The sequence below is a fragment of the Vibrio sp. S17_S38 genome (assembly GCF_014694375.1).
In the GTDB taxonomy this organism is placed as follows: domain Bacteria; phylum Pseudomonadota; class Gammaproteobacteria; order Enterobacterales; family Vibrionaceae; genus Vibrio.
Genome location: NZ_JAAUWW010000003.1, coordinates 259639 through 271848 on the forward strand (window position 1 = coordinate 259639; position 12210 = coordinate 271848).

Annotated in this window: 19 protein-coding genes; 10 read left to right on the forward strand and 9 right to left on the reverse strand. The window is 44.3% G+C overall.

All coding sequences use genetic code 11. The features are described 5' to 3' along the window. Window positions 1-2: 2 nt before the first annotated feature. The 5 genes from HC725_RS04250 to HC725_RS04270 all read right to left on the reverse strand — a co-directional run bounded on the left by HC725_RS04250 (window position 3) and on the right by HC725_RS04270 (window position 5336). Window positions 3-1796, reverse strand: coding sequence for an Ig-like domain-containing protein (locus HC725_RS04250; protein ID WP_190330516.1), 1794 nt, complete (start codon window positions 1794-1796; stop codon window positions 3-5). A gap of 125 nt (window positions 1797-1921) precedes the next feature. Then, window positions 1922-2263: a GPW/gp25 family protein gene (locus HC725_RS04255; protein WP_190330517.1), complete on the reverse strand. Its 342-nt coding sequence runs from the start codon at window positions 2261-2263 to the stop codon at window positions 1922-1924. 122 nt (window positions 2264-2385) lie between these two features. Continuing rightward, complete coding sequence (locus HC725_RS04260) at window positions 2386-3096, reverse strand: phage baseplate assembly protein V (protein ID WP_190330518.1); 711 nt, start codon at window positions 3094-3096, stop codon at window positions 2386-2388. 18 nt (window positions 3097-3114) lie between these two features. Continuing rightward, on the reverse strand, window positions 3115-4785 hold the full coding sequence (gene terL, locus HC725_RS04265; RefSeq protein ID WP_190330519.1) for a phage terminase large subunit: 1671 nt from the start codon (window positions 4783-4785) through the stop codon (window positions 3115-3117). Continuing rightward, window positions 4785-5336, reverse strand: a complete 552-nt coding sequence (locus HC725_RS04270; protein WP_190330520.1) for a phage protein Gp27 family protein — start codon at window positions 5334-5336, stop codon at window positions 4785-4787. Before HC725_RS04270 ends, terL begins: the two co-directional genes overlap by 1 nt. A gap of 171 nt (window positions 5337-5507) precedes the next feature. Between HC725_RS04270 and HC725_RS04275 the strand changes: the two genes are divergently transcribed. The 10 genes from HC725_RS04275 to lysC are packed head-to-tail and all read left to right on the forward strand — an operon-like array spanning window position 5508 to window position 11032. Further along, window positions 5508-6146: a hypothetical protein gene (locus HC725_RS04275; RefSeq protein WP_190330521.1), complete on the forward strand. Its 639-nt coding sequence runs from the start codon at window positions 5508-5510 to the stop codon at window positions 6144-6146. 7 nt (window positions 6147-6153) lie between these two features. Next, on the forward strand, window positions 6154-6738 hold the full coding sequence (locus HC725_RS04280) for a hypothetical protein (protein WP_190330522.1): 585 nt from the start codon (window positions 6154-6156) through the stop codon (window positions 6736-6738). Beyond that, window positions 6739-7134, forward strand: coding sequence for a phage tail protein (locus HC725_RS04285; protein ID WP_190330523.1), 396 nt, complete (start codon window positions 6739-6741; stop codon window positions 7132-7134). Further along, on the forward strand, window positions 7134-7364 hold the full coding sequence (locus HC725_RS04290; protein ID WP_190330524.1) for a tail protein X: 231 nt from the start codon (window positions 7134-7136) through the stop codon (window positions 7362-7364). Before HC725_RS04285 ends, HC725_RS04290 begins: the two co-directional genes overlap by 1 nt. Beyond that, entirely contained in the window at window positions 7355-8383 is a 1029-nt protein-coding gene (locus tag HC725_RS04295; protein WP_190330525.1) for a phage late control D family protein, read from the forward strand. The genes HC725_RS04290 and HC725_RS04295 overlap by 10 nt, the downstream gene beginning before the upstream one ends. A gap of 24 nt (window positions 8384-8407) precedes the next feature. Beyond that, complete coding sequence (locus HC725_RS04300; protein ID WP_190330526.1) at window positions 8408-9571, forward strand: baseplate J/gp47 family protein; 1164 nt, start codon at window positions 8408-8410, stop codon at window positions 9569-9571. Between the two features lie 35 nt (window positions 9572-9606). After that, window positions 9607-9870 (forward strand): hypothetical protein, encoded by a 264-nt coding sequence (locus HC725_RS04305; protein ID WP_190330527.1) that lies wholly within the window; start codon window positions 9607-9609, stop codon window positions 9868-9870. Next, entirely contained in the window at window positions 9867-10406 is a 540-nt protein-coding gene (locus HC725_RS04310; RefSeq protein WP_190330528.1) for a lysozyme, read from the forward strand. Before HC725_RS04305 ends, HC725_RS04310 begins: the two co-directional genes overlap by 4 nt. 1 nt (window position 10407) lies before the next feature. After that, a complete protein-coding gene (locus HC725_RS04315) occupies window positions 10408-10770 on the forward strand; it encodes a hypothetical protein (RefSeq protein ID WP_190330529.1) in 363 nt (120 codons plus the stop codon). Beyond that, the gene (gene lysC / locus HC725_RS04320; RefSeq protein ID WP_190330530.1) at window positions 10712-11032 is read left to right on the forward strand and encodes an Rz1-like lysis system protein LysC; all 321 of its coding nucleotides are present in this window, start codon (window positions 10712-10714) and stop codon (window positions 11030-11032) included. The genes HC725_RS04315 and lysC overlap by 59 nt, the downstream gene beginning before the upstream one ends. Here lysC and HC725_RS04325 read toward each other — a convergent pair. The 4 genes from HC725_RS04325 to HC725_RS04340 are packed head-to-tail and all read right to left on the reverse strand — an operon-like array spanning window position 11029 to window position 12136. Further along, complete coding sequence (locus tag HC725_RS04325; RefSeq protein WP_190330531.1) at window positions 11029-11217, reverse strand: hypothetical protein; 189 nt, start codon at window positions 11215-11217, stop codon at window positions 11029-11031. The genes lysC and HC725_RS04325 overlap by 4 nt on opposite strands. Next, the gene (locus tag HC725_RS04330; protein ID WP_190330532.1) at window positions 11180-11455 is read right to left on the reverse strand and encodes a hypothetical protein; all 276 of its coding nucleotides are present in this window, start codon (window positions 11453-11455) and stop codon (window positions 11180-11182) included. The genes HC725_RS04325 and HC725_RS04330 overlap by 38 nt, the downstream gene beginning before the upstream one ends. Continuing rightward, window positions 11445-11897 (reverse strand): regulatory protein GemA, encoded by a 453-nt coding sequence (locus tag HC725_RS04335; protein ID WP_190330533.1) that lies wholly within the window; start codon window positions 11895-11897, stop codon window positions 11445-11447. The genes HC725_RS04330 and HC725_RS04335 overlap by 11 nt, the downstream gene beginning before the upstream one ends. Beyond that, entirely contained in the window at window positions 11894-12136 is a 243-nt protein-coding gene (locus HC725_RS04340; protein ID WP_190330534.1) for a hypothetical protein, read from the reverse strand. The genes HC725_RS04335 and HC725_RS04340 overlap by 4 nt, the downstream gene beginning before the upstream one ends. Between the last annotated feature and the right edge of the window lie 74 nt (window positions 12137-12210).

The following is a 12210-nucleotide window of genomic DNA, read 5'->3' on the forward strand; positions in this document are numbered from 1 at the left end:
CCTTATGCGATCAGTTTGTTAAAGGCGTTCTCTAGACCTTCTACATAAATTTCCGCTTCGTATTCCACGCTTTGCATTGGAACTGGTGGCGTCATTTGGTAGTGATACTTGATTTTGCCTTGCATTAAGTTAGTTAACGGGTTATCACCTGCATCAATCGACACGCTGCTGTACACCAATGCGGTGCCTTCTTTGGAGCGCAGATAGTCATTGACCGTATCTTTCACTCGGCCACAGGTGGTGTTAGCGATATCCGTTGGGCTGGTAAACATCGGAAAGTCCAAGAACTGACGCGTCACATCTTCAATACTCTCTTCGATGATGTCGCAAGTACGACGTACCGATAGGAACGACAGGTAATCGCTTTTACCTGGGAACGCTGTGGAATAGTTACCAAAGTTCTTCCAACCACCATGATTCATTAGCGTGGTGATGCCGTTAACGTTGAGGTAATTCACATCACACGATGGGTCACTTGGGATGTAATCCAGTTCAATCGATGGGCCTAATACATCAGCCATTACGTAGTTGGATGGTGAACACCAGTAACCTGTTTCAGGGACAATGGTTTGCCCGGTTTGATTGCGGTCTACTTGAGCAATCAGGCCACACAAGCTCGGTGCATACCAATCAACAACCGTCGCGCCAGATTCATCCAAGATTTTTGGACGTGGCCAGCCCACATACGAGCGTTGAGAGGTGTATTTTTGTTTCCAGGCATAAGCTTCTTCAGGAGTGGATACCGTCTCTGGCATATCGCCTACCCAAATACCGCGAATGGTACTAATGGCGGATACCGCCAACCCCATTGCACCATCTTTATGTAAGATGCCTGGTGCCATGTTGATTTTTGAAGAAAAACCAAACTTTTGTTTTGCTTTACGTAACAGTGGCAGTGCTTGCATAAAGGCCGCTAATAGCGCATCGGATACTTTCGAAACCGTTAAAACATAAGTTAAGGTGGCACCAGCCACATCACCAATCACGACTTCGTTACCATCATTATCGGTGTAGCGGTAATCAGAACGCGGTGATAGTGTCACCGTTACCAAGGCTTGACCTTCTGATAGCGGCGAAACCGTGCCATCAGCGGAATCAACCAAAGCAATCGCTTCATCGTCAATAGACCAAACCGCGGTTTGCTCGTAGGGATTTGACAAGCCATTAGGTTGAGAATTTGCGCCAAGAAATGCCGTTGCGATTGAATCACCTAGCTGCGCTGGGCTAACAATCTTGCCTGCATCAGGATTGGTTTGAGCTACAGTAATGGAATAGACATGCGCTTCATCGACGTCCGCTTCACCATCATTGAACGTCACGGTAGCGGTGATGTTCGCAACACCTTCGGCAACCGGAGTCACCACGCCTGTGTCGGCATCAACAGTGGCAATCTCTTCATTATCAGAGCTATAAACAACCGGATACGCATGCGGATTACGGATAGTAATGGGCAGCGTCGCGCCGTCATCAATAAAAAGAGATGCACTCGATGAACTAAAGGTTACACCAGAGGTAATAGGCTCTGGCACTTCAGGGAAGTCACTGTCTTTACCTAATGGAATAGAAATAATGGAATTGCTTGGCACATAGTTATGTACGCGGCGAATTGCATTTAATAACGAGCCTTGGCCGAATACCTTCTTCGCATCATCATAATTGTTTGTATGATAAAGCTGCATCGGCTCGGCAAGCTCGGAAGTACCAAACACACCAATCACACTGGAGGCAACTTCGATTACAGAAATCGGCCCTGTCAGTGATTCAATGGTTCGGATACCGTGTAAAAGTTCGGCCATGGATACTGTCTCTACGGTTGTTAGTTAAAGTAACTGAATAATCAGTAGAGCCAGTATTACGCGTCAGAAAAATATAAATTCCATACGGCAGGATTTAGAAGAGAAAAATTAGCACGAGGAGGTGATTAATTGGTGAAGTCGAAGACTTGACTATCGCCAGTGGCGAGCACTTTGGCGGTTAATTTAATCCGAATAATACCTTGTTGTAAATCCTCAGATTGAGAGACCACGACTTCATCTAACCGCACACGAGGTTCATACTTGGCAATCGACTCAGCTATCGAGACTTTCAATCGTTGAACTTCCCATTGAGGTTTATCCAAATACGCGAGCGCATCTGCTGCGTAATCTGGCATATAGATACGTTCGGTCTTTCCGGTGTAAATGATCATGTATAAGGCTTGCCGAATATCCGACAGTAAATCTTCGTTTCGACCTTCGCCATTGAGTTTAAGTGAATAGTTCATGTTTAACCTGTTTGAAATCGCTTGAAACCCTGTTTGAATGAGTTTGAATAAATTTTTACAACCAAAGAGACCAATAAGAAAAATAACCGCCTTAAAACGCCATACAGATGGTTATAAGGTTCCTATTTTTTAGCTGTCGATGTTGGTCGTCCTTCCGCATCCGTGTGCGTATGTGTCATTACAGTGACTTCAACGCCATTGATTGTTACAGAACCTTTCATTTTAGCGCCGCTATTCATCACCGCAGCGCCACCTGTGGTACTGCCATAGCCAGCTGCGCCAACTAAACCAGTGAAGGTTGCCGTCATATCTCCTGTTAATGCTTTGGTGATATGAGTTTGACCGTTGAGTAATATGGTTGGAGCATTGACCGTATACTTGGGGCAATCAATCGTCACACCAGATTCATTAATCGTGATGGCAGGCTCGCCACCTTTTATTTTTAATACACCCGTGCCACTGCCTTGGTCATACTCAAGTAATGTGCCGTCTTTAAATTCGATACCAAATTTGTCGGCATTGCTCACATACGGCTTATCGTTGTTATTTGCCAAACTTCCTAGCACAAAGCCTCGAATCATTGAACCTGATGGAATAAACAAGCAAAGCACTTGTTCACCAATTTCAAGATTACATGAAATACTGACGCCTTTACTGCGAAGCCCAACAACGGACAGCCAATCAGATTCAGGGTAACGCTCACCAGGGAACGTGACTTTGACTCGTCGAAGTTTGGTATCCACTTCGCTCACAATGGCAATGCATACCAAACGACGTAGCATTGATAACACATCACCTAATTTCGCTTTAAGCGCTGATACTGGTTTCATCATAAAGCTATTCCCACAAAGCTATCTCCGCATTCGTCCCATCGCGCCGCCGCCAAAACGCGATAGCATGGTCGCCGCCGTTCGAGCTTTATTCATTACTTGAGGAACTGCGCCTCCAACAAAGCTAGATTCAAAACCACTGATCGCCATTTCAACCGCATCAGGCCCATCATCATGCCCACGAGGAAACTCCAAGAACTGCTGGCGTAATAAGGTTTGTGTTTCTAAAAACTGGATCAAACCGTTTTCAACTTGAGAAGAGAGTGACTTGATACGTACTTGTTTATTGCCACCTTTGAACTCTCGAACAGGCAATCGCACACCTTTACGTTTGGCATAACGCATGACTTCTTTCTTATAGATTTTCTGGAATGCTACGGTTTCAAACATCACAAACTTAGGTTTATGTTGCAGGTAAACATCAACAATACGCTGAGCAAATTGAAGATCGGACTCTTTCCAGCCTTTGGCGAATAAAACATGATCCACCATGGTAATACGATGTCTTGCCACAACGGCAATAAAAGACCAGTCACCTTTCTTTAAACCCGTCGCAGGGTCAATCGCCATACCGATGGTGCAGTCGCGTAAATCCAGTTCATAAGGCTTAAAGTAAACAAACCAATCCTCTTTAAAGTCCGCATCTTCATCGGCTATTGGACGGTTCATCCATTCTGTCCACCACGCGCTACCGGATGCAATTCGTTTGTTTTCTAATTCTTGCAAGCTCCAGCGCGACGGGAAGAGAGAACGGCCACTTGGAGTAATGGCACTAAAGCGAAGGCCAAGCCAATTGGGCAGCGTGCCTTCTTCAATCTGTTTAAGTAATCGCGATGGCAAATCATCGGGATGCATAATGGTATTGGCGATGATGGTTAATGCGCCTTTACCTAAGTTCATGATCACACGCTTAAACCAACGTTCCGCTTGGCGTCTTAGCGTTGGAGACTCAACTTCTTTATCATCCAGCAAGTCATCACAAATAATATGAGTTGGCCGTTGGTACTTGTTTTTAATACCACGCAAACGCTGACCACGACCAACCGCCACAATAGATGAACCATTAGCGAGTTTGATTTTTCGCTTTGTCCAGGTATTGCCACGTTGCTCGCCATAGTCATTTAAAATGAGTTCGTTATCTTCTAAATCGTCTTTAATTGCATCCATCATTTCTTTTGCGCTATCAGCCGACGCGCCACAGATAACAATGAAGGAACCTGGATGATTGAGCGCGAGCCAAAGTGGCATAGCCTGAGTATTACGCGTGGTTTTACCGTGGTCACGAGGCTCGATATCGAGTATGCCTTCATACTCACCAGGCTTCCCGTTTTCAAGCGCTAAGGGCTGTTTAATAAAACCATGATCACGAGGGTCTATCAGCTCTTTGAATAAAGCCTCGTCACGTGGATTTAAATGTCGATTAGCGGCAAGACGCGTTAGCGCAAGTTGATACTCACTGAATGCAAGAGTGAACGCATCTGACATGTAGATTTTACAAAAGTAAGCAAAGTCATGCTTAGCTTTGGTGCGTCGCTTCTGACGTGCTTTTTCTTCTCGGTTTTGCTGGGCGAGCTTTCGTGCTTGTTGGGCTTCGGTTTGTGTATTCAGCCGCTTGTCTTCTTTCGCCAGATGCGCACTGTCGCGAATGTTCTCCAAGTCCGCATCAGACAAACCTGTAAACAATCCGCTCATTAGTGGCGACCTCGTTTAGGCTTCTGCTCGATGCGTAGTTTTTGAATGATTTCAACTAAGTTGAGTAAGAGTTCGGGATGTTCCGCTTTTAAAATTTCGGTTAGCTGGCGTTCAAATTCCGCTTTTGCTGCATCCACACCTTTACGAAACTCCACTTTCAAACGGTCAAGGTTTACCTGTGCATCTGATAAGCGAGCGACTAAGTTGGCAAGTTTCGTCGGATCTTTAAACGCTTCAGGGCCAAAGTCCACCTCACGCAATACCTTGAACATATAACGCTGCATAATTTGCAAGTTAAGCTCTGAAATATCGGTATTCGGGCTATCTCGAAACTCACTAATAAAAAGCTCTGCTTGTTCTTGGGCTAAGCGTTGCTCTTCAATGAGTTCTTGGTTACTACGAATAACACGGTGTACCGCAGAGCGAGAGACATCATAACCATCATCTTTTAATACTTGTTCGATATCGGTCAGCGTCATTTTATCGACGCTGTACATTTCAATGACTCTATCGAGTAGGCCGAGTAATTCCACCTTTGAGCGTGGTGCCATGTTCCATCCTTTCTTTTAATGCATATCGGTTAGTCATACTTTTTTGATGACTAACAGCTTAATTGCACGTCACTTTTTAATTTCCATTCGGCAAATTGCCACTAAATAAAAAGACATAATGGTTTCTAGATTTGCAGGGTTATTTGCAGTGGTGAGCGAGGAATAAGCACGATGAAAGGTTTTCTAGATGCGCTACACAATACCAGTAAAGCCATTGATGGTTTGCCTGAAACCTTGGCTCCTTTTGGCTTGCAGTGTGTGCGCGACAATATGAAACATGGCAATTTCAAGCCCAATTCAACGCTGACTAAAAACACCAAGAACGCAGGAGCTAAGCCACTGTTTGATACAGGTGAAACCTATGCATCACTGACTTATCAAGCTGATGCACACGAATACCGTATTGGCACCAATAAAGTGCATGCACCACTGATTAACGATGGTGGCATCGTCAAAGCGAAGAAAGCACAAAAGCTTGCCATACCAATCAACAAGCAAGTGAAACGACGTACGGAAGTGTTTGGGGTTCGTAAAGTTTTAACCGAATTGGAACGTCAAGGTTGGAAGATCTTTTATCGTCCTAAATCAATCATGGGACGAGCGCCAGTTGGAGCAAAAGCCTTTGGCCAGCGTATAAAAACCAGTGCGAACAAGAGCAATAAGGCGCAGCAAAAAGGTGTGTTTTATGTGCTGTATATCCGCGCCAAGCAAATCAAAGTGCCAAAGCGTGAATTCATGTACATGAGTGACGAACAACAAAGAGAGCAATCGCAACTGGCTGAAGAACAATTAAAAGCCGCGATTAAATGAGGAATGCATGAAAGTTATTAATGCCATTAAAGCTGAATTAGAGAAGCACTTTGCGACACAGGTTGTTATTGAGCCATCGAATGCGATTGCCCGTAAAGAAATGCGCGTGATATTTAATGGTTTGCGCGCGCTCAATCGCTTATCTACGCAATCTCAAGGCTCGTACACCCCTTATGAAATGTTAATTGACGTAGTGATTTCAGCACGCGTCAGTGGCGGTAATACCAGCTGTTTTTTAGCTAACCAACAAATACAACTCAATATTTTACTGACCGAATACTTAACCAATGAGCTGCTTATCTTCTCTGATATAGGGGAACGCTTGCCAATAGGTTTTGGAAACTTAGACCAACGTTTAGAGGTTGTGGGTGATGCTGAGCTATTTAATGCCACCAAACAAGGCTCTGGTTGGAGTGCACCGAAAGACAATGACAACTTTGAACATCAAGACGAGTTATTTACTTGGCGTGAAGACTGGCAAGTCACATTGGCTATGACGGTACATAAACACTTCATCAATCCGAAAGTCACCGAGATCACTTCAGTTAATCAGCTCTCTGGTGAAAGCAGCATTATTAGTGGGGACAACTAAATGGCAGAAGAAAATGTGAACTACAGCCAATGGGGTGGATTTGGCGACCTAGTATTCAAAGGTCGATTTACCCCTAACAAAGTCAGTGATAGCCGCAGCTTTAAATTACAAAAGCAAGATGTGATCAATGGTTACCCTATGCACCAAAACATGGGGGAAGACGAACATACCGCCTCGCTTGAAATGACCTTTAACAACCGTTTTGTGGACATTACCAAGACCATTAAAGATCTCGAACAAATGGCAGAGAATGGATTGCCGCGAGCTTTAGTAATTGGTTCAACCGTTCATGGCCATTTTGGCATTCGCAAATTAAACAGAACCAATATTCAAACATTGCCTTCAGGGCTGGTGATTGGCGTCGATTACCAAGTTGATTTGGTTGAGGTTCGCTAATGAGCACGAAAACCAACACGCTGATTGCTCGCCAAGGTGAACGTTGGGAACAGCTTTGTTATAGAGCTTATCAGGCAAATAGCCAAGCGTTAGTCGATGCATTGTTTGAGGCGAACAGAGAGCTGACTCGCCAAATGAACCGCTTTGAATTTCAAGGTGGTGAAACTGTGATAATTCCTGCCGTAACGGTAAGTAACACGGTCAGTGTGGATGCTCCGCCATGGGCTTAACTCAGCAAGGAATCGTTAAGCCATTTGCGATTTTACATTGGTCAGGTAAAGACGTGACCGCGGAATTAAGCCCATACGTTAAAAGCTTGTCTTACACCGACATTATGGAGAGCAAGCAGACAGGCACCGATACCATTTCGTTGACGTTATTTAACAAAGACCGTCGCTTTTTCAATAGCTGGTATCCAAACAAAGGTGACACCTTAAAAGCTGGTATTGGTTGGTTTGATAGTAATAACCAACGACATGAATGGATGTGGGGTGAGTTTGCCATTGATGAGGTGACGTTCAAACTCTCACCTGACGATGTGATCATTGGTGCCAATGCTAAGCCGCCAGTCGAGGCGCGAGGCAAGATTGATAATGAGCAATCGGTCGTTCGTGAAAACATCTCGCTTTCTAATATGGGTGAGCAATGGGCAAAAGATGCAGGTTTAACCTTTATGCAAGCCGAAGGTACGCCTGAATTTCAATTTAAACGCATAGAACAAAGAGACGAATCAGTACCGGCTTTTTTAGCTCGGGTGTCTGAACAAACCAGCGTACCTATCGCAATAAAAGGCAAAAAGCTCCTGATGGGGAATTTTAAGCAAAACATCATCAAGCTTGATACCACCAATCGGAGTGTCGTGACATCGCTTCAATTACCGGATAGCGGTCGAACCAAGTTTGCAGCGGTAGAAGTAGAAGGATACGACCCAACCAATGACAAGGTGTTTAGCTACCGAGCTGGAGATGCAAGTGCAACGGGTTCACGGGTTAAAACGCTGCGTAACCTCGACAATGTTAATTCAATGAGTGATGCCAGAGCCTATGCAGAGTCGTACCTCAATAACGGCAGCGATGGTAAGCAAGGTGCAAAAGGACGAGTGGGATTGGTTGGAACGGTGATCACCACCGCCGATATGATTGAGTTTTCAGGACTTGGAAATTTACATAAGAAGTGGAAACCCACCGCAATCACTACGTCTATCAACGGCAACCAATGGAATGCCAGCGCCCAATTATCTAAGGCGTAAAGCTAAGAGCATAAGAGAAAGAATATGAGTACACGATTTCCAAACATTCCAGAGCCTAAGCTGATTGATGTCGATTACGACGCTAAGCTTGCCAGTTTAAAAGAACGTTATCAAAAAGGCACAGGACATTATCCAGGCATTAATGATCCAGAGACGTTTCATCTAGAGCAAACCGCTTATGAAACCTCTGAACTAGAAGCACTCATTAACTATGAAAGTAAACAAAACCTGCTGTCCTTTGCTGAAAACGAGCGATTAGACAACCTCGGCTTACTGACGGAAACCGAGCGTCTACCTGCATCAAAAGCTCGTACGGTAATGAAGTTTGATTTTTCAGCTCATACAGGTCTTGTGGTACCTAGTGGTTATCAGGTTATCGCCGTTGATAACAAAACTATTTTTCAAACATTAGAAGATACCGTGGTCAATGCCGCCACGCTTTCGATTGAACTTGATGTGGAATGTGTTGATGCTGGGCTTAGTGGTAATGGCTTTTTACCAGGGCAAATCAATCAAGTCATTGAGCCACTCGATAACCTTGAAAGTGTAGTAAACATTGAAACTAGTCAAGGTGGCGCTGAGATTGAAAGTGATGATGCCTATGCTTACCGGATCTATATTTCACCCTCTAAGTTTAGTGTTGCTGGCCCTTATGAGGCTTATGAATACTTTGCGCTTTCAAGTAACTCATCCATTAAAGATGTGGCGGTATTAAACCCAGCACCGAATGAAATTGAGATCAGCGCGATATTAAAAGATGGGTCACTGCCAAACCAAGCGATTAAAAACCAAATACTGGCTGAATGCTCGGGTGATAAACGCGTACCTATGGGCGATTTAGTGCGCATAATTGATGCCGAAGACATTACGGCCACAGCAAGTTTTCACCTGCAAATATTTAATGACTACGCCTCATTGGCCGAGTCCATTCAAAGTACCGCAAAAACACGCATTCAAAGCGCAATTGATGCTTGGAAAACACAGCATGGCCGAGACATTGTTCCTGGTGCACTGGAAGCGTTAGCGCAAAGCATTGAAGGCGTGTACCTCGCAAAAGGCACTGTCGTTGACGGTACAGGAACCCCGATTGTCGATAGCAAAGCGGTTTCAAAGCGTCAGCGTCCTTTAGTTACGCTCGATAGCTTTACCTTTGAAGTGCTAAACGAAAGCAGCGCAACCAGTTTTTAACGTATAGAAATTTAATAAAAAAAGAGAAGTAACGAATGAATAAAGTGGAGTTTGAAGCCATGGTGATCTCATTGCTTGATATGACCGGATTAAAAAAAGTCGGCACGTCAGTGGCGGCAACCATTGTGAGCTTTGGTGTTAACGATGTCGCGCAGCTTATCGCGATTAGTATTGGTATTGTGTCGGGTGTGATGGCCATTCGTCACTACGCTGTGGCCACACAACTCAACAAGGCTAAACTGGCTCGCCTACAAAGTGGCGATGAATCGATGATGAATGTGGAGGAAACCTCCTCATGAGTCTAAAAACGAAAGTCACACAGGCTGCGGTGTGCTCCATTACCGCCATTCTTGCCATTGTATTTAATATTGATGATGAGTTACATGTGAGTGAGAACGGGCTACGTCATATTGCTAATGAAGAAGGCTGTCGCTCAAAAGCATACCAATGTAGCGCGCACGTATGGACGGTAGGCTTGGGTCACACAACAGGGATTCAGCAAGGTGATACTGCCACCAATGAAGAGATAGCTCATTACTTTGTGAAAGATGTTGGTCAAGCAGAATCGGTTGTGAAGAAGCACATCACTCAGACGGCCACTCAAGCGGAATACGACATGATGGTGAGCTTTGTGTTTAATCTTGGTGCAGATAATTTTGTTAGCTCGACATTACTCAAGAAGTTTAACCAGGGCGACCACCACGGTGCATGTTTACAGTATCCAAGATGGGTATATGTTAATGGCAAAGACTGCCGACTTGAAGGCAGCAACTGCGGGGGTATCCCCAAACGTCGTGATAAAGAGAGAAATATTTGCCTAAATGGCTGGGGTTAATATGGAGTTACTGACCTCATTGAGATCAAGCTTTAAGTGGTTTGTGGGCATCACGCTATTATTGAGTTTGTTTGTTAACTATCGATTGTTTAACTACAGCATTGAACTAAAACAAAGCAATCAAGAGTTAACTCAAACGCTAGAGGCGCAACAGAAGAACAACGATCACCTTGCTTCGCAAATAGAGTCACTCAAGCAAGACAAGCAGCAAGCGCAATTAGCTCAAGATGAAATGATTAGCCAAGAGCGACAAGCCCGATTAGCGCTAGAACGTCGAATTATTCAACTTAAAAAGGAATTAGCCCATGCGCCTTGTAATCATGAGCCTATTGATTACCCTACTGGCTGGGTGTCAGGCTATTAAACCCGTAACGGAATACCAATACCGCGAGATAGTGAAGGTGCCAAACTCTGCCTATTTAACCGAGTGCGAACCACCATTTAATACACCTCCGAAAACCTATGGCGAAGCCGCTATTCGAGATGAAGTGTGGCTTAATGCTTTTCGTTTATGCGCCTGTAAGATTGAAAAGAATCGTGAGTTTTATGGCTACGCCAATAAAAACGGCGCTTGTTCGGCTCTAGATAAAGCCTCACAAACGCCTCTTCCAAATAATAATGATTAACCAAACATATCAAGTTGTTCTTCAACTTTCCCGTTGGCGGCTTCTCCTTTGTCTCTTACAAAGACAAACCAGGTTTGTAACTTTGAAGCAAAGAAGTGCCCATCACGCACGTAGTTATTTTGAGTGCGTGGGCAACTATTAAAAACTTCATAAGCAGGAAGCATACGGATCGTTTTCGATTGCATAATAATTACTCCTCTTCCATAGGTATTCCGCTAACTCTTTCGGCGTATACCAATTTCGAATACCCAAATCACTTTTTATGATCGCCTTATTAATAGGGTTTAATGCCGCTTGAAACTCGCTTGCAGGGATGCGGTTATCTGGGTACATCTCAAGTAACAATGCTTCTAATTCTTCTTGTGATTTTGGGCTTATCACCTCATAACGAGGCTGAGCCTTAAATCGGAATCTACGCCCCATGATGATGCTCCTTGTGAACGAGCCAACGCTCAAGCCCAACAATTACCTGGCGAATGTTATCGCGAGTTAACCAGCGAGCGCGTTCAACCTTTACCGTTCTTTTCACAAAGGCATCAAGTGCGGCATCATCAAGACCAGACCAGCCCATCTCTTTTGCCATTGCCGCTAACTTGGCCCACTGTAAATTAGAGGGCTGACGTGACGAACTGCCCCCAAGTCGTTTTTTGAATGCAGGGGAATCTTGCAGATAATCTTGCGCTTTTAACTCACGAACAAGGCTACGTAACTCATCATCACTTAGGTCTTTGCAGCTTGTTTTTCCTGTCGTAATGCCAAGGTAATTACGATACTCGTCATCATCAAAGTGGCCCATGCGATCAACTAATAGCGCCTTAACGCCTTTATGAATTAGGCCGTAATAGCTTCTACGATTAATCTTCATATCAAGCCTCCCTCTACACCTTTTTTCAACACGTCTTCTAATGGCAAAACAAACGGTTTACCTAACCAATTTTTATTCGCGACACGTAAGATCAATGCCGCTAAAAAGTCTGATTTTTCTTTTGGGCTAAAGCCTGATGACTCACGCAGTTCATCAAACAGCTCGTCGGTGTCGGCATCGAGAATGAACTTACGCTCAACACGGCCTAACGTGTCACCACCAGTGCAAAAATGATCCACTAACACCAATTGAAAATTGATCCACTTGGTATCATTCAGTTTTAACAAAACTGGATGGTGATTATGTTAACCAA

Coding starts and splice junctions, on each gene's coding strand:
- HC725_RS04250 (WP_190330516.1), bottom strand. CDS start 1,796: ATGGCCGAACTTTTACACGGTATCCGAACCATTGAATCACTGACAGGG.
- HC725_RS04255 (WP_190330517.1), bottom strand. CDS start 2,263: ATGAACTATTCACTTAAACTCAATGGCGAAGGTCGAAACGAAGATTTA.
- HC725_RS04260 (WP_190330518.1), bottom strand. CDS start 3,096: ATGATGAAACCAGTATCAGCGCTTAAAGCGAAATTAGGTGATGTGTTA.
- terL (WP_190330519.1), bottom strand. CDS start 4,785: ATGAGCGGATTGTTTACAGGTTTGTCTGATGCGGACTTGGAGAACATT.
- HC725_RS04270 (WP_190330520.1), bottom strand. CDS start 5,336: ATGGCACCACGCTCAAAGGTGGAATTACTCGGCCTACTCGATAGAGTC.
- HC725_RS04275 (WP_190330521.1), top strand. CDS start 5,508: ATGAAAGGTTTTCTAGATGCGCTACACAATACCAGTAAAGCCATTGAT.
- HC725_RS04280 (WP_190330522.1), top strand. CDS start 6,154: ATGAAAGTTATTAATGCCATTAAAGCTGAATTAGAGAAGCACTTTGCG.
- HC725_RS04285 (WP_190330523.1), top strand. CDS start 6,739: ATGGCAGAAGAAAATGTGAACTACAGCCAATGGGGTGGATTTGGCGAC.
- HC725_RS04290 (WP_190330524.1), top strand. CDS start 7,134: ATGAGCACGAAAACCAACACGCTGATTGCTCGCCAAGGTGAACGTTGG.
- HC725_RS04295 (WP_190330525.1), top strand. CDS start 7,355: ATGGGCTTAACTCAGCAAGGAATCGTTAAGCCATTTGCGATTTTACAT.
- HC725_RS04300 (WP_190330526.1), top strand. CDS start 8,408: ATGAGTACACGATTTCCAAACATTCCAGAGCCTAAGCTGATTGATGTC.
- HC725_RS04305 (WP_190330527.1), top strand. CDS start 9,607: ATGAATAAAGTGGAGTTTGAAGCCATGGTGATCTCATTGCTTGATATG.
- HC725_RS04310 (WP_190330528.1), top strand. CDS start 9,867: ATGAGTCTAAAAACGAAAGTCACACAGGCTGCGGTGTGCTCCATTACC.
- HC725_RS04315 (WP_190330529.1), top strand. CDS start 10,408: ATGGAGTTACTGACCTCATTGAGATCAAGCTTTAAGTGGTTTGTGGGC.
- lysC (WP_190330530.1), top strand. CDS start 10,712: ATGCGCCTTGTAATCATGAGCCTATTGATTACCCTACTGGCTGGGTGT.
- HC725_RS04325 (WP_190330531.1), bottom strand. CDS start 11,217: ATGCAATCGAAAACGATCCGTATGCTTCCTGCTTATGAAGTTTTTAAT.
- HC725_RS04330 (WP_190330532.1), bottom strand. CDS start 11,455: ATGGGGCGTAGATTCCGATTTAAGGCTCAGCCTCGTTATGAGGTGATA.
- HC725_RS04335 (WP_190330533.1), bottom strand. CDS start 11,897: ATGAAGATTAATCGTAGAAGCTATTACGGCCTAATTCATAAAGGCGTT.